Source organism: Sphingopyxis sp. sgz302558 (assembly GCF_057220455.1).
The window spans coordinates 1-16,196 of record NZ_JBXPUZ010000011.1 but is presented as its reverse complement, the minus strand read 5'-3'; the positions used below and the strand labels follow the sequence as shown (position 1 = coordinate 16,196).

Genomic DNA, 16,196 nt, shown 5'->3' with positions numbered 1-16,196 from the left:
TGGTTAGCCGCATTGGCGGTGGACTGATGCTCGGCCAGCATTCACCGCACCGCGAATGCTGCGATGGCTGCTCCAGCTCCGTCGCGAACATAGGCGCATTGGATGTCGGCGATGAGCACCTCGATGTTATCGAGGCGCTCGCGCGGCCGACGAAAATCGGGCTCGATGCGCTGGACACCGGTCGCTTTGAAGGGCGGCTTTGGCACCGCCAGAAAGCTCACTGTGCCGCGCTCGATGACGCTGCGCGCGGCCTCGGGTTCCAGCGACAGTTCAGCGAGCGGCTTGCCGACCTTGGCGCCGATAAAGGGCTCGTCCCCAAGCGAGCCATGCCGTTCCCACAGCGCGTAAACGCGCCGGTTGGTGCGTGTCACTGTCACTTTTGCGCCAAAGCCGTTGCTGGCTTCATACGTCTCGCTGCTGATATCGCGCGCTTCGAGGCTGAATGCGAGCGCGCTTGTAAACGCATCCTGCCCGCGCTGGCCGAGGCCAAAGATGGACGTGAAGTTGACCGCTCCGGCTCCAAATGCCGAAGGGTAAATGGTCAGCAGCTGGCGGTCAGCATTGTAGGATAGGCCTTGGCCGACATAGTCAGGTGTTCGGTTGAGCAATAGCGGTGACAATTGGTTCGCCGCTGAAGCAGCAAGACGTTGCTCATATTCTGCCAAACTCTCGTAGGCAGTTTTTGGATCGATATCGGGAAGCGCGGCTAAGGCATCCGCAAAGGCTGTTTGCTGCGATTGCGCGGTGAGTTTTGACAGGCAGTCTTGGTCCAAATGCCGCGCTTTTGCCGATGAGGCTTGCGCTGTTGCCGAAGCCAACGCCAGTGCTGCGGCTGTCGCTGCTGCCGTACGGGATATCTGGCGGCGGGTCATGACGGCTCCATGTCGACGATAAGTAACATGATGGTCGATTGGCTTGCCCTGCGCTGGCAAGTCAAGCCCATTGTCACTCATCGTCTGTAGATATATCGGCGACATCGCGCTGCAACTGGACGGGTGGACGTACGCCTTCGCCTTGCCAAAAATATCCGCATGCTTCGACTGGAGAAGGGCTGGAGCCAGGAAGATTTTGCCGACCGGGCCGACATCCACCGCACTTATGTCAGCGATATCGAGCGCGGGCGGCGGAACCCGACCATTACTGTAGTGGAGAAGCTGGCCGTGCCACTAGGGGTGAGCGCGTCGCGGTTGTTGGATTAGATCGGTCGCTGGGCTGCGCTTGCCGCGTTCCTGATCGCTAATTGTCGGACTGTTCCGATACGGCGCAAATATTGAGGGGGCCGTTTGGCCTCCGGCGCCATAAGCGCAAAAATCCGCAAGCAGTGATTGGCGGAAATCCATCCATTTGGGAGCAAGCTGCTGATTTGTGACAAAAGTCACATTGACACGCGCAAGGCATCGTCGCAGCCTCATCTCATAGACGGAGTCGCGGTGCTGTCTCNCCATTTGGGAGCAAGCTGCTGATTTGTGACAAAAGTCACATTGACACGCGCAAGGCATCGTCGCAGCCTCATCTCATAGACGGAGTCGCGGTGCTGTCTCGGGCGGGAGAGTTGCGGATGTCGAAGTCGATCAAATTGCTGTGCGCGCTAGGCGCTCTGGGCCTTGCGGTTCCAGTCCAAGCAGCCGAAACCATCACTTACACGTATGATGCCAAGGGCCGCCTCGTCAAAGTTGTGCGCACCGGTACGGTGAACAACAATGTCACGGTTGATTATGAGCATGACAAGGCGAACAACCGCACCCGGCTGAAGACGACGAACTCGCCCAACCCGCCACCCTAGCGCCCGGCCACCAGCGGGAGTCGAGGTCAAGCAAGCGGGGAATGCGATATGGCGGTGCGGCAGGAGATGAATAATGAGCCAGTCACAGAGCTGGCCTTCAGACATGCTATCCAATGGCTTAGCCTGTTGCTGGCATCGCTTTTCCTGCTGACCGCAACAGTCGCGCAGGCCCAAACCCCGCCGCCGCACGATAACCGCGACGAGCATGGCGTCGACCGCGTCACGGGCAGCTTTGCGCGTGACCTTGTCGAGGGCAGCATCGGCGGCGACGGCGGCGTCACCATGGTGCGCCATTATGCCAGCGGCGCGCGCGACAACTGGTCAGGCGAGCTCTTGCGCACCGCTTCGGGCGCGACCCAATATGCAACGGTAACGTTCGGCAAGATGTCGGACCGGTTCACCAAGTCGGGTGGGGTGTGGGTGGCCGACAAGGCGAACGGCGCCACGCTCACCGAAAATGTCGCCGACACGCAGTTCACCTATCGCACCCCTGATGGGACGACGATCAGCTACTTCACGCCGTTGGCGATCGCCACGACGACGTTTGGCGCTGCGCTGAATGTGCCGCAATGCACGGTGCAGGGCGCTTTGCTGTGCGCGGTGCCAACGCTGGTGGTGCGCCCAAGTGGGCACCGCTATACGCTGACTTGGAAGACGCCCGAAGGATGCCTTTACCCCGAAGGCGAGTTCGGCGAGACCGACCCGCCGACCTGTTCGGTCTATTATCGCCTGTCCGACGTGCGCAGCAATGCGGGCTATGCGATGAAGCTCAAATATCAGTCGAACGCCGGGCCGCACGGCACCAATGGCAATGCCCCTCCCACCGGCTGGTTCCTGCGTTCGAGCTTGCGGTTTATTGACCTCAGCCAAGCATATTGCGATCCGGCGGCCAATGACTGTGACGCCGCACCCGGCAACTGGGCGACGGTCACCTATTCCGCCCCTGCGTCGAACGTCCTCCAGATCGTCAACAGCCAGAGCGGCACATGGCGCGTCGAGCAGACCGGCACGCAGGTGCGCATCCGCCGCCCCGGGGCCAGCAGCGACACCACCATCGCGACGCGCGACGGCAATGGCCGCACGACCTCGGTCACCGATGAGGGCGCGAGCATCACCTACAACTGGACGGTTGGAGCCACCACCACCTCGACCGCGACCACATCCGCTGGTGAAACCAACCAGGTGACCTCGACCCCGGCGGCAGCGCAGCCGACGGCGGTGGTCGCGGGCACGACCGGCACGACCAGCTATATCTACGACGCCAACCAGCGGCTCACCCGCGAAACCAATCCCGAGGGCGATTATACCGAATATACCCGCGATGCGCGCGGCAATGTGACGCAGACGCGCCATGTCGCGAAGTCCGGCAGCGGGCTCGCCGATATCATTACCACCGCCAATTATGACGCGACCTGCAGCAATCCCGCCAAATGCAACAGCCCCAACTGGACGCAGGACGCGCTCGGCAACCGTACCGATTACACTTATGATGCGACGCACGGCCAGGTAACCCGCGTCCAGCTGCCTTCTCCGCAAGCCGATGCAGCGGGCACCGAGACTGGCACGCGCCCCGAGATCAACTATGTCTATACGAACCTGTTCGCGCAGGTGAAGGATGCCGGCGGCAATCTGGTCAATGTGGCGCAGGCGCAGGCCAAGGTTACCCAGATCACCGCCTGCGCGACCGCCGCCACTTGTGCGGGGACAGCGAACGAGACCAAGGTCAGCATCGAGTATAACACGCCCAACCTGCTCCCCTCCAAGGTTACCACTTCATCGGGCGATGGCGCGCTGAGCTCGTCGGTCAGCTACAGCTATGATGCGCGCGATAATCTTGCGAGCATCGATGGTCCGCTCGCCGGGACCGACGACACCACAACGTTCATTTATGACAGCATGGACCGGCGGCGCGGCACGATCGGGCCCGATCCCGATGGCGGTGGGGCCCGGCTGCGCGCTGCCGAACGGCTGACGTTCGACAGTGGCAACCGCGTGACCAAGGTCGAGACCGGCACGGTGACCGCTGCCACCGAAGCCGCGCTCAATGCCATGACCGTCTATCAGACGCTCGACATTGTTTATGATGCCAATGGCAACAAGCTTAAAGAGACGGCTTCGGGCACCGCCGGTGCGGTGAGCGTCGCGCAATATAGCTATGACGCTGACAACCGGCTCACCTGCACCGCGCTGCGCATGAATCCGGCGACCTGGGGCGCCTTGCCCGGCAGCGCCTGCACGCTCGCGACCACCGGCAGCGCAGGGCCCGACCGCATCACGCGCAACACTTATGACAATGAGGGCCGCGTCACCAAGGTCGAGACGGCAGTGGGCACCGCAGCGGCTAGCGACGAAGTGATTACGGCTTACACCGCCAATGGCCTGGTCGATCATGTCCGCGACGGCGAGAACAACCGCACCACCTATATCTATGATGGCCACGACAGGCTCAGCCAGACGCGCTATCCGGTGACCACCAAAGGCGGCAACGCCAGCAACGCCAGTGATTATGAGCAGCTGACCTATGATGCCCGCAGCAGCGTGGTGCAGCGGCGGCTGCGCGATGGCCAGCTTATCGGCTACAGCTATGATGATCTGGGAAGGCTAACTCTCAAGGACCTGCCGACGGGCGGGATCGAGTCAGACGTGGGCTACGCCTATGACTTGCTGGGCCGGATGCTGGGGACGACCGGCGAGCTTAACGGTCATAATGTGACCTTCACATATGACGCGCTGGGTCGCCAGCTGACCGAGACGTCGCTGTATGGCGGCACCAAATCCAAGCAATATGACATTGCGGGTCGGCGTACGCGCCTGACCTGGCCGGACGGGCTCTACGTCAGTTATGATCATGACGTGGTGGGCAATGTGACTGCGATCCGCGAGAATGGCGCGGCTTCGGGCGTTGGCGTGCTGGCAAGTTATGCGTTTGACACGCTTGGCCGCCGCACCAGCGTCACGTTCGGCAACGGGACGGTGCAGAGCTTTGCCTATGATGCTGCCTCGCGGCTCGCCACCATGTCCAACAATCTGTCGGGGACCAGCCACGACCTTACCCAGACGTTCAACTACAATCCGGCGGGGCAGATCGCCGATGTGACACGCAGCAACGACGCGTATGGCTGGCAGGCGCACTTTAACGTCGATCGAGGCTATATCGCCGACGGACTCAACCGGATCATGAGCGCGGGTGCCATCAACTATGGCTATGACGCACGCGGCAATCTGACCAACTCGGGCAGCGTCACCTATACATACTCCAGCCAGAACCTGCTGTCGCACGCGTCGGACATGGGCGGCTATCTTTATTATGACAGCCTCATGCGCCTCGATTACATCGCGGCCAATGCCATCACTGGTGGCTGGACCCAGCTAGATTATGACGGGCTAGACCTGATCACCGAAAAGACGACGGTTGGTGTGATCGCGCGCCGCTATGTCCACGGCCCCGGCATCGACAATCCCATCGTGTGGTATGAAGGCAGCGGCACCAGCGACCGGCGGTTCCTGATGGCTGACGAGCGCGGCAGCATCGTCAGCATCAGCGACAGCGCAGGCGCGATCATCAACATCAACGCCTATGACGAATATGGCATCCCCGCGCCGGGCAATGCCGGACGGTTCGGCTATACCGGACAGATCTGGCTACCCGAACTCAAGCTCTGGTATTACAAGGCCCGCATGTACTCGCCCACGCTCGGCAGGTTCCTCCAGACCGACCCCATTGGCTATGGGGATGGGATGAACTGGTATAACTATGTCGGCGGGGATCCGGTGAATGGGACAGATCCGAGCGGGAAAACAGGTGCGCCTCTTGGTGAAGGTGGACCGTCATTCGACGGGCCAGACACCTCAGAGAAGTTTTTCAGTCCTCGATTGCTCCCGGAAAGCTGTCGGGGACCCCAGCCTCCGCCTCATTGCCAGAAGTATCTTGATGATCGCGAATGGTATGACCAGCCTTGGGCACGCAATGGACTGGGATGTATTACCGACGCAGCAGCTGGTGCATGGAAAGGACTTTCTAACCCAGAAGGGCAGGCTGCCGCTCTTTTGGGCTCCGCTGCTGACGGCATGCTCGCGGCAAATTCGCAAGCCAAAGCCTCTGCACGCGGAAAGCCTTCAGCTACATTCAACGGTAACGCTACAATCGTGCCTGGCTCAAACGTGAAACTAACAGCAAGACAGGTGGCCGGCAGGGCACTCAAGAGAGCTATCCCCGGGTATGCCATTGGTGCGGCGGCCGTAGCAGTGGTTTCTGGCGGAGTTGCGGCCTTCAATTCGAAAAGTTGCAGGAGCATTTTTTGATGCGAGTACGTCGCGCTGACTTTATTCTTTTTTTTGCGGTAGGGGTGTCATACTTTTTGACTGCCTATGTTTTCAATTTTTCTCAAGATAGCGGAATAAGGCATCTCATATTAATTTTAACTTTCTTTGTTATTTTCATTGTCCTTCGCCGCATTTTTTCGGGAGCGGGCGGCAGCTATCATTAACAAAAAAGCAAAAAAGTAGTGCTTACGGCAACGCTTTACTTAACCGGATTGGATCAGGATCACGGTGACACTTTATTCAACCCCCAAACTCTGCGGCGCGAAACCTGCCCTAGCGTAGGCAGAAGTCCACGGCCCCGGCATCGACAATCCCATCGTGTGGTATGAGGGCAGCGGCACCAGCGACCGGCGGTTCCTGATGGCCGATGAGCGTGGTAGCATTGTCAGCATCAGCGACAGCACGGGCGCCATCATCAACATCAACGCCCATGACGAATATGGCATCCCCGCGCCGGGCAATGCCGGGCGGTTCGGCTATACCGGACAAATCTGGCTACCCGAACTGAAGCTCTGCTATTACAAAGCGCGTATGTACAGCCCGACGCTCGGCAGGTTCCTCCAGACCGACTCCATTGGTTATGGGGACGGGATGAACTGGTATAACTATGTCGGCGGGGATCCGGTGAACTTTGTCGATCCGTTGGGGTTGGAAGCGGACTGCACGGGAAACCCGCCTCCGCCGGGTTGTGAAATTATTGTTGAAGGCAAGCCAAAACCAAAGAAAAAGAAAGAGAACGACGACGGCAGCGCCGGATTCTGCGAGGATAACCCTTGGATGTGCGTAAGGTTTCCGCCGCCTCCAGCGCCATGCTACATTCCGATGAAATGTGATCCTGGAGCGACGCCTCAGCCTAAGAAGCCGCTGCCTCCACCGCCACCTAAGCCGAAGCCGAAACCAGGTAGATTGCAGCAATGCATTGACAACGCAGCGAAAAACATTGTTGAAGGCAAGGAGCTAAATGACTTCGACGCCAATGACGTGGCCGACGTTTCGTCGCCGTTGCACCCACACAATCGAGCTGTGCAAAACTACGGTTTCGCTATGACGCAAGCTCTACCTTACAAAATGTTGAAAGACATAGGCGAGTATGTTGGACGTTCATGCCCAGCAAAACAATAAAAATTGGACCACAAAATGACGCAAGCGATTTGGGATGCGATAGTTGAGCTGTGTAAGGTCATTACCGACAGATATGGAATCTTCGCCGGTATTTTTTTCGTGTTACTTTTTGTGGTGTTACTTCTTTTTGGTCTTAACCTAGTTTTTAGTCAATTTTTCTAATGTTGACTACGACGACGCTTTACTTTATTCCCAAGCTCAAAGTTCCGGATGACGGAACGTGCTAATCGATCGCAGCGTGCCAAACATCCTCACGCTGCCACCCCGGCGATGGGCGCAACGCAAACCGCCCAATCTCCACAACACAGCCACGCCGCTCCCGAACACGCGCACAAGCCACAACGCGCATCGCATCCCCTTGCGATGGCTCGGACGAAGCGCCGATAGCCGGTGACACACGCGGGGTTTCAAGGCCGCTAGCAACGGTGAAGTAATCAGCGATCTGCGGTCGCGTGGATGCTGACCGTCCCTCCGCCTCTTCCTTACCCTCAGCTGGTTTTTGCGAAAACCTCACCACGTCGCCCGTCACCAACCCCGCCACCTCCCGCGCGCTGTAAAACGGTACCCCGCTCGCCCGCCGCGCCTCAATTGCCAGCACCAGCGCATCGCGCTCAACCCCAGCCATCATCCCCGGCTGCTCCTGCGCCAATCGATCCAGCGCCGCCACCATCGCCGCGCGGCTCGCGCGATTCAGGTCTATCCGCTCGGCCTCGTTCGACAGTGCAAGCGTCACCGTCACCCCATCAAGCTCCACCGTCCCTTGCGCAGGCAACTTCCACCAGCGGCTCGCCGGTCCCGCAAACAGCCGGTCGGCATTGACCGTCGCAATCGCGCTCGCGAGCGCATGGCGCAGCCGCAGCGCGCCGCCGCTATCGCGGACATGCTCGGCGCGCTCGCGCGTCTGCGCGAGGATCAGCGCGGTGAACACGCCGGCGAGCAGCAACAGCCACAACGCGCTGATTAGCACATAGCCGCGCTCGCGCGTGGGTGGCTGCGCATCAGGGCGTCGGCGGCGGCGCAACGGGCGGCTGCAGCTGGGTTTCGCGGGCGCGCTCGACGAGTGGGCGGGTGGCATCGAGCGCGCCCAAGAGCTCATCGACCACCACGCCGACATTTTCGGGCGCGCGGATGACCGTGGGGGTCAAGAGGATAATGAGCTCGGTGCGCCCGGCGAGCTGCTCCTGCCGTCCGAACAGCCCGCCGATAATCGGGATTTGGCTGAGGAGCGGAACGCCCGAGCGGCTGCGCGAGGAGCGTTCGCGGATCAGCCCGCCGAGCGCGATCATCTGGCCCGAGCGCGTCGCGACCGTGCTTGACAGGCGCCGCTGCTGGATGGTCGGCGAATCGAGTCCTGAAGTAGTGGTCTGCGCGACCTCGCTCACCTCCTGGCTGATATCGAGCGTGACCGTGCCGCTGTCGTTGACGCGCGGGGTGACCTTGAGAATGACGCCGGTGTCGCGCAGCTCAATGGTGTTGACCAGCGGCGCGCCCGGCGAGGCCACGCCTTGCTGCTGCTGGGTGACGATCGGCACCTGGTCGCCGACCTGAAGCTCGGCGGTCTGGTTGTTGAGCACCATCAGCTTGGGCGCGGAGAGCACGCGGACATTGGTTTTGGACTGGAGCGCGTTCAAAACCCCGGTGATGTCGCCGGTGAGCAGCGATACCGAGAACCCCGGCGCCTGCGCCGCGGGCGTCAGCGAGTTGGTGCTTGTATTCACAATCGTCGCATCGCCGGTGAGCGCGCGGAAATTGATGCCGTAGGCAAAATCATCACCGAGCGTGACCTCGGCGAGCGTGGCTTCGATCAGCACCTGCGCGACCGGCTGGTCAAGCTTGGCGAGTGCGTCGCGGATAAATTCATATTCTTCGCCGTCGGCGTAGACGAGCAGCGCATTGGTCGCTTCATTGGGGACGATGCGCGGGCCGCTGCCGCCGCGCACATCGCTGTCGGGGCGGCGGGTGGTCACCGGCGGCGGCGAGCTGTCATCTGATGCGCCGCCGCCGCTGGTGGGTGCGGGGAGCAAGGGGGTGGGCGTATCGTCTTGAAACGGTGCCTCATCGGTGCCGCCGCCGACTACGCGCTGGAGCGCGCCGGCGATATCGCGCGCGCGGCCGTGCTGGACGGCATAGCTGTAGAGCCGCCGCTTGCCCGCGACCCCGGCGTCGAGCCGCCGGATCCACGGCTCGAGGCGACTGATGTCGGCGCGGTTGGCGGAGATGACGAGCAAAGAGCGCAGCCGCGGCAGCGGCACGACGCGCACGCGCGAGCCTAAAATATCGTAAGGCGGCTGGAACACGCGGCCGAGCTCATCGACGAGCGTGTCGGCATCGACATTTTCGAGGCGGTAAAGCTCAAACTCCATGCCCGCCAATGTGTCGACATCGAAGCGTGCGATGATCTGGCGCGCGGCGGTGCGCTCCGACGCGCTCCCGGCAATCACCAGCCGATTGAGCGCGGGCTCGACGCTGGTGACCACTTCTTCGCCGACGAACTGCTCGATGAGCTTGGCGATCTGCGGCGCGCTTGCAGCGCGCAGCGTGATAACCTCGCTCGCAAAACCCGGCGCGACCGGGCCGATATCGGGGGCAGCGCCGTCGCTTGGCGCTGGCGGCGCGGCCATCACGCCGCTGCTGGTGCCGGGCTCGGGGCTGGTGAGCCGCGCCTCGGCGCGCGCGGCGGCGCGGGTGACGACGCGGTAGCGGCTCCCATCGATGATCAGCACCGCGCCGACCGAGCGCAGCGCAGATTCAAGGAGGGGGATGAGCTCAGCGCGGCGCACAGGCGCGGCGGTGCGCAGCGTGACATTCCCGGTGACCGCCGGATCGACCGCATAATCGACTCCGAGCATCGCGCCCAGAACGGCATCGACCACGCGCTTCACATCGGCGTCGACAAAGGCGAGGTCGTAGCCCGCCTCGGTCGCGGGCGCGCGGCGCGATTGGGCGGCAGTCAGCGGCGCGAGTGGGGACAGCAGCAGCGCCAATGTAGTCGCTGCCAGCAGTCCGGACCGAAGGGGGCGTGCACTCATGGAAGATTGTCCTGACTGGCGAGAGCGGGGGTGGCGGGCGCTGCGGTGCCCGAAGGCTCGCGGTTCTTAAGATCGAGGCTGACACGCTCGGTGACCCCGTCGCGCGCGAAGCGCACCTCGCCGCGGCCGATACGCGCCAGCCGCCAACCGTCGATCTCACTGCCCGGTGTGAGCGTGACCACTTGGCCGTTGGTGCCGCGCACCAGCGCCACGCTGCGCCCGCGCGGGGCGATTGCCGTGCCGACGAGCGTCGGGAGCGGCAGCTGCGCGGGGGGGGCAGCGGCCATGTCGGCGGGGAGCGGTGCGGTGCCTGGCGGCACCACCCCGCCGCTCAGATCGAGCCGCGCGATCAGCGGCGCGGGATCGGCGGGCGCTGCGATGCGCACGGGCTGCGGTGCGATCAGCAGCGGGCGCTCGGCAATCTCGACCTCGGGGTCGGCGATCTGGAACGGCACCCACAGGGCGAGCAGCGCCGCGAGGGCCATGAGAAGCCAGCGTCCGCGCAGCAAGCTCATCGGCCGCGCCCCCACACGCCGCGCGCCGTGCCAGTGAGGCGCGCGGTGCCGCTGCTGGCATCGAGCTCGAGGGCATCGAAGCGGATGATGGGGTTGCTGCTCTCAGTATCGGCGACCCAGGCGATGAGAAGATCGGCGGGACCGCTCGCCTCGACATTGACCAATATAGCGCGGCCAGCGGCGGCTTCCTTGATGGCCACCGGCGCGGTGCGGACGATCAGCCCGCGCTGGCGCGCACCCGCGGTCAAGCGCCGCGCGAGCGCATTGGTCGCGGCCTGGCGATCGGGCGCGATGATGAGCTGTGCGAGCAGTTCGCGCGGCGCGCGCGGCGGCGGCGGACCGCTAACAATGGCTTCCATCCGCGCCAACCGAAAGCGCGCGTCGGCGAGCGCCTGGCGCTCGGTATCGACCGCATTCCACACCGGAACGATGACGAGTTGGAGCGCGAGCAGCAGCGTCAAGAGCGCGAGCATCGCGGCGATGAGCCGCTGCGCCAGCGGCGAGAAGCTCGCAAAGATCATCGCAGCGTCTCGACCTGGGCCGCGGTGCGCCCATCGGGCAGTGGGCGCGCGTCGGTGACGGCGAGCCCGGTGGTGGCGGGGTCGAGCCCTGCCGGCAGCGTCAGCCGCAGCGCGGCGCTGGCGCCGCGGCGGACCGCCGCGCCCGTGACGACCGCGCCGTCGGGCAGCGAAGCCGCGGGGCGCGCAAGCCGCGCGGTCGCTGCCGGGGCGCGTGCCAGCACCTGCAGCGCGCGGGCAGCATCGCTTGCGGCCTGCAAATCCGCCGCCGCGCGCGCCGCGCTGCTGGCCTCGCTCGACAGAAAGCTTAGCCGCGCTTCGACTTGGCTCCGCTGATAGCTGAGCAGCGCCAGGCTCGTGAGCGGGACCGATGCGGTGAGAGCGAGCGTGATCAGGCCTGCGCGGCGGTTGCGGCGGACTTCGTCGGTGATGCTGGCGTCCTCGCCGCCGAGCAAAATCTGCGGCGGCGTATCGCCGCTGCTGATGATCGCCGGGCGCGCGAGCCCGCGCGCGGCAAATTGGTCCTGCACCGCCTCGGCGACGCTGCGCCGTACCAGTGTGACGGCGAGGCTAGTGGTTTTGGCATCGCGCGCCGCGACGCTGCGGCTCCACACTAGTGCGGCGGGTTCGAGCGGCGCGCGGCGCGCGAGCTGATAGCCAAGCGCGGCATCGACCCGCGCGAGGGCAGCGTGCGGGAGATCGACCTGGAGGTGGAATTCTTGGCCGGGGGGCAGAACCAGCAGCGCGCGCGCTTCACTGCACAGCCGCGCCAGATCGGCCCAGCCGTCATCGCCGAGTTCGTCGAGCGACTGGTCGGCGCGCTCGCGCAGCACTTGGTCCTGATGGTGGCGCTCGACCTCGACATGATCCTCGCCGAGCCGAATCAGCGTCTGCGCGCGCGTCGCTGCGAGCCGCGACCGCCAGCGCGCCGGGATGAGAGCGGCGAGCTCGCTGCGCCACCAGGCGAGAAACTCGGTGCCAAGGCGGCGCCATTGCTCGGCCCGCGCGCTCATGGGCGGCACGCCAGCGAGATGGGATCGAAGCGGCAGCCGGGCTCGGCGCTGACCTGCGGGCGCGCCTGGAGCGCGAAGCGCGTGCCTACTTGCTCGGTAAAGGCAAAGCGCAGCGCCGGGCGCTGACCTTCGCGCCCCGGCACAGGCTCGATGGCAATCGCTGCAAAGCCGCGCACGAGGATGCTTGGGCGTGCCAGCGGCGCGCCGGTCGCGGGATCGCGATACTCGGCGACCAGCGCCATGCTGCCATCGTCGCGGCGTTCGGCCCGATAGCGCAGCGCAACGGGACCGCGCTGGCCGAGGCTAAGCGGCGGGGTGACGAGGAGTTCGTCGCTGCGCGTTCCTTCGTCTACAAAGTAAGCGCTCTCAATCTGCGCGGCGATGCCGGGCCAGGCGGCAAGTAAAGCCGCGCGCGGTGGCGGGGCGGCGCTGCGCGCCGCGCGCTCGCCGATGCCGCCCACCGCCCAGCCGAGCCAGACGAGCAGCAGCGCGCCCGCGAGCATGGCGGCGAGCAGCTCAATCAGCGTGAACCCGCGCTGAGTGTGCGGTGCCACTATCACGATGTCGGCGCCGCTTTGAGGCTGCGCCGCACCAGCCGCGCCCAGCGGACCCCATCTTCGTCGCGCACTTCGACCTCGACTTCGGCGAGGAGCAGCAGCTGGCGCGGGTCGCGCGCGACCTGTGCTTCGCGGGTGATGATACGCCATGGCCCTTCGCGGCGGCTGGTCTCGCCCTCGGCAAAGGGCGCATCGCTGCGGGTGCTGAGCTCGGCTTCGGCAATGAGCAGTGCGGCGCTGCGTTGGCGATCATCCTGCACGCGCGCGCTGCTGTTGGCGAGCGCATTGCCGATCACCCCGAGCAGCAGCGCGGTCACGACCAGCGCCACCAGCACCTCGACCAGCGTGAAGCCGCGCTCACCTCTAGCCATCATGGGCATCGCGATCAGTCATGGCCAGGTTCGGCGCGGCCGTCGGCGAGGCTGAGCATGATGCTGCGCCCTGGCGCGAGGGTCAGCGTCCCGCCGCTCGACGAGCCATCGGGATAGAAGATGATGCGCGCGCTGGCACCGACGCCTGCGGTATAGCGTACCTTCGGCCCTAGTAACGCAGGGTCGAGCGCCTGCGCGCGCCCGCTTGTCAGCGCTGCGTTGCGGGCGTCGGCCAATAGGCTGAGCGCGCTGCGCAGCTGCTCCTGGCCGGTCCGGCTCGGTGGGCTGCCGAGCCGCGGCAGCGCCAACGCGGCGACGAGCGCGATCAGCGCCAGCACCACGAGCATTTCGATGAGTGTAAACCCGCTCGGCAACTGGCGCGGCTTAGGGGCGGAAGCGCTGGTCGGCATCCTCGCCGCGCCCTCCTTCCTGGCCATCGGCACCGAGCGAGACAAGCTCAAAGCCCTCGCGCCCGCTAAGCGGGGTGTAGATCAGCGGACGTCCCCACGGGTCGGTCAATTGCTCGGCGCGCCGCACATAAGGCCCTGCCCAGCTGTCGAGCCCTTCGGGCGCCTCCCACAAGGCACCGATCCCCTGGCGGCGATCGGGGTAGCTGCCATTGTCGATCTGATAGAAAGACAGCGCCTGGCCGACGGTCTGGAGCTGGATCTTGACCGCCTTGGTCTTGGCGCCCTCGAACATGCGCATCACCTGCGGCACCGCGACCGCCGCGATCAGCCCGATCAGGACGAGCACGACAAGCATCTCCATCAGGGTGAAGCCTGCCTCGCGGGCATTTGGCTTGCTATGCTGCGTCATGCCGCAAAATCCCCCACCGCAAAAATGCCGAGCAGCACGCCCGCGACCAGCAGCGCGACGATAGCGCCGAGCAGGATGATGGCAATGGGATTGGCGAGCGATATCAGCCGCTCAACGCGCGCCCGTGCCGCAGTATCGATGATCTTGCCGGCCTCGCCGAGCGTGCTCGCGAGCGCGCCGCTATGCTCGCCGACCTCGATCAACCGCACCAAGGTCGCGGGCACCAGCGGGCTGCTCGCAAGCGCAGCGGTAAAGCGCGCGCCTTCGCGCAGATCTTGCTCGACGCCGCGCAGCATCTGGCTCCAGCGGCGGCTCCCCATCGCCGGGCGCGCCAACGCGAGCGCCGGGACCAGCGCAATGCCATTGGCGAGCAGCGCCGCCAGCAACCGGGCAAAGCGCGCGGCGAGGAAACGATCGCGCAGGCCCAGCAGACCGGTCGCGCCGCCCGCGCGCGCGGCGAGACCGTCGAGCTGGCCGCTGCGCCAGGCACTCACCAGCAGCGCCAGGCCAAGGAGCGTCACCACCAGCATCGCGCCGCCATGGTCGCGCACCGCTGCCGACAGGCCGAGCACCCAGCGGGTGAGCAGCGGCAGCGCTGCCTCGTTGCCGCTGAGTATGCTCTCGAACTGCGGCACCACCAGCGTCAGCACCACGACCAACGCGAGCAAGGTCGCCGCGACAATGGCGGCAGGGTAGGTGAGCTGGGTGATAAGACTGCTGCGCGCCTTGGCAGCCGAGCCAATATCCGCGCTGAGTTCTGCAAGCGCGGCGCTCAACCGCCCCGAGCGCTCGGCCGAGCCGATTACGCCAAGGACCCAGGGCGGCAGCTGGGCTTGGCAGGCGAGCGCGTCGCTGGGGTTGCTGCCGCTGCGCAGCCTTACCAGCACCTCGCGCAGCCAGTCGCGCTGGCGCGCGCGCGGCATCTGTTCGGCGAGCAGATCAACCGAGCGGTCAATCGGCATGCCGGCATTCAGCAGCACCGCCAGCTGCCCCAGCACCAGCGCCTGATCGGCCTGCGATAGCGAGCGGCTGAGCGCCACGGGCTGTGCTAGCCGCTCGGCAAGCCCCATCGTCCCGCCCCGGATGCGCACCGGTGCCATGCCGTCGGCGATGAGCTGCGCCGCAGCATCATCGGCGCTCGGCGCAATCACCCGCCGCCAGTCGCGGCGACCGTCGGCGCGCACCACCTCGCAGCGCCACTCGCTCATTGGGCTTGGGCCGCGCGGCGCACTTCGCCAAGGCTGGTCGCGCCGCTGGCGACAAGCGCCAGCCCATGACGTAGCAAGCCCGATGCCGCGGGACTCTCGTCATTCCCGAGCGCGTCAGTTCGGATGCGCGCGCGCAGATCTTCGTCGATGGTAAGCATTTCGACGATCGGCTGGCGCCCGGCAAAGCCGCTGCTGCCGCATGCCGGGCAGCCGACGGGCTCGTGGACCGACGCCGGCGCACCAAGCCCGGTATCGACGAACAGCTGCGTCTCCTCGTCCGTCAGCGCACGTGGTGCTTTGCATGCGCCGCACAGGCTGCGCACCAGCCGCTGCGCCACCGCCGCGATCAGCGTTTCGGCAATGAGATAGGGCTCGGCGCCCAGATCGCGCAGCCGCGCGAACGCACCCGCCGCGCTGTTGGTATGGAGCGTCGAGAGCACCAAATGCCCGGTCATCGCCGCGCGCATCGCAATCTCGGCGGTCTCGCCGTCGCGGATCTCGCCGACCATCAATATATCGGGGTCCTGCCGCAAAAAGGCGCGCAGCGCGGCGGCAAAGCTCAGGTCAATATCGGGGCGCACCTGCACTTGGTTGACGCCTTCGATCAAAATCTCGACCGGATCTTCGACCGAGAGGATTTTGAAGTCGGGGCGCTTCAAATGCTGGAGCGCAGCATAAAGCGTTGTTGTCTTGCCTGAGCCGGTCGGTCCGGTGACGAGGATGATCCCATGCGGCCGTGCGAGCGCCCCCCGAAAATCATGCAGCACCGGCTCGGGCAGCCCAAGCTTGTCGATCGCGAGCGGCACGCTCTGCTGGCCGAGCAGGCGCAGCACAATGCTCTCGCCATGCGCAATGGGGGAGGTCGCGACGCGCACATCGACCTCGCGTCCGCGCACCGCAAGGCGCAGCCGCCCGTCCTGTGGCAGGCGGCTTTCGGC

The 16,196-nt window shown here is 64.8% G+C and carries 16 protein-coding genes; 4 read left to right on the top strand and 12 right to left on the bottom strand.

Going from position 1 to position 16,196, the window contains the following annotated elements; all coding sequences use genetic code 11:
• Positions 1-41: 41 nt before the first annotated feature.
• Positions 42-872 (bottom strand): hypothetical protein, encoded by an 831-nt coding sequence (locus tag AC2TC0_RS15690; RefSeq protein ID WP_484718401.1) that lies wholly within the window; start codon positions 870-872, stop codon positions 42-44.
• 159 nt (positions 873-1,031) lie between these two features.
• Here AC2TC0_RS15690 and AC2TC0_RS15685 point away from each other — a divergent pair, with 159 nt between their 5' ends.
• The 4 genes from AC2TC0_RS15685 (at position 1,032) to AC2TC0_RS15670 (ending at position 7,228) form a co-directional block, all read left to right on the top strand.
• Entirely contained in the window at positions 1,032-1,199 is a 168-nt protein-coding gene (locus AC2TC0_RS15685; RefSeq protein WP_484718400.1) for a helix-turn-helix domain-containing protein, read from the top strand.
• 359 nt (positions 1,200-1,558) lie between these two features.
• Entirely contained in the window at positions 1,559-1,783 is a 225-nt protein-coding gene (locus tag AC2TC0_RS15680; RefSeq protein WP_484718399.1) for a hypothetical protein, read from the top strand.
• A 126-nt stretch (positions 1,784-1,909) separates the two neighbouring features.
• Positions 1,910-6,085: an RHS repeat domain-containing protein gene (locus AC2TC0_RS15675; protein ID WP_484718398.1), complete on the top strand. Its 4,176-nt coding sequence runs from the start codon at positions 1,910-1,912 to the stop codon at positions 6,083-6,085.
• Between the two features lie 381 nt (positions 6,086-6,466).
• Complete coding sequence (locus AC2TC0_RS15670) at positions 6,467-7,228, top strand: RHS repeat domain-containing protein (protein WP_484718397.1); 762 nt, start codon at positions 6,467-6,469, stop codon at positions 7,226-7,228.
• Positions 7,229-7,451: 223 nt separating this feature from the next.
• On the opposite strand, the gene AC2TC0_RS15665 is transcribed toward AC2TC0_RS15670, so the two are convergent.
• The 11 genes from AC2TC0_RS15665 to AC2TC0_RS15615 all read right to left on the bottom strand — a co-directional run.
• Positions 7,452-8,249, bottom strand: coding sequence for a hypothetical protein (locus AC2TC0_RS15665; RefSeq protein ID WP_484718396.1), 798 nt, complete (start codon positions 8,247-8,249; stop codon positions 7,452-7,454).
• Positions 8,227-10,257 (bottom strand): type II secretion system secretin GspD, encoded by a 2,031-nt coding sequence (gene gspD / locus AC2TC0_RS15660; RefSeq protein WP_484718395.1) that lies wholly within the window; start codon positions 10,255-10,257, stop codon positions 8,227-8,229. Before gspD ends, AC2TC0_RS15665 begins: the two co-directional genes overlap by 23 nt.
• The gene (locus AC2TC0_RS15655; RefSeq protein ID WP_484718394.1) at positions 10,254-10,772 is read right to left on the bottom strand and encodes a hypothetical protein; all 519 of its coding nucleotides are present in this window, start codon (positions 10,770-10,772) and stop codon (positions 10,254-10,256) included. Before AC2TC0_RS15655 ends, gspD begins: the two co-directional genes overlap by 4 nt.
• Positions 10,769-11,293 (bottom strand): hypothetical protein, encoded by a 525-nt coding sequence (locus AC2TC0_RS15650; protein WP_484718393.1) that lies wholly within the window; start codon positions 11,291-11,293, stop codon positions 10,769-10,771. The genes AC2TC0_RS15655 and AC2TC0_RS15650 overlap by 4 nt, the downstream gene beginning before the upstream one ends.
• Complete coding sequence (locus tag AC2TC0_RS15645; RefSeq protein WP_484718392.1) at positions 11,290-12,303, bottom strand: hypothetical protein; 1,014 nt, start codon at positions 12,301-12,303, stop codon at positions 11,290-11,292. The genes AC2TC0_RS15650 and AC2TC0_RS15645 overlap by 4 nt, the downstream gene beginning before the upstream one ends.
• Positions 12,300-12,857, bottom strand: coding sequence for a prepilin-type N-terminal cleavage/methylation domain-containing protein (locus AC2TC0_RS15640; protein WP_484718391.1), 558 nt, complete (start codon positions 12,855-12,857; stop codon positions 12,300-12,302). Before AC2TC0_RS15640 ends, AC2TC0_RS15645 begins: the two co-directional genes overlap by 4 nt.
• 2 nt (positions 12,858-12,859) lie before the next feature.
• The gene (locus AC2TC0_RS15635) at positions 12,860-13,234 is read right to left on the bottom strand and encodes a prepilin-type N-terminal cleavage/methylation domain-containing protein (protein ID WP_484718390.1); all 375 of its coding nucleotides are present in this window, start codon (positions 13,232-13,234) and stop codon (positions 12,860-12,862) included.
• Positions 13,235-13,245: 11 nt separating this feature from the next.
• A complete protein-coding gene (locus tag AC2TC0_RS15630) occupies positions 13,246-13,641 on the bottom strand; it encodes a prepilin-type N-terminal cleavage/methylation domain-containing protein (protein WP_484718389.1) in 396 nt (131 codons plus the stop codon).
• Positions 13,616-14,050 (bottom strand): type II secretion system major pseudopilin GspG, encoded by a 435-nt coding sequence (gspG, locus tag AC2TC0_RS15625; protein ID WP_484718388.1) that lies wholly within the window; start codon positions 14,048-14,050, stop codon positions 13,616-13,618. The genes AC2TC0_RS15630 and gspG overlap by 26 nt, the downstream gene beginning before the upstream one ends.
• Positions 14,047-15,258, bottom strand: coding sequence for a type II secretion system F family protein (locus AC2TC0_RS15620; protein WP_484718387.1), 1,212 nt, complete (start codon positions 15,256-15,258; stop codon positions 14,047-14,049). The genes gspG and AC2TC0_RS15620 overlap by 4 nt, the downstream gene beginning before the upstream one ends.
• Positions 15,255-16,196 (bottom strand): GspE/PulE family protein (locus AC2TC0_RS15615; protein ID WP_484718386.1); only part of this gene is annotated, 942 nt, incomplete at its 5' end. The genes AC2TC0_RS15620 and AC2TC0_RS15615, both read right to left, overlap by 4 nt.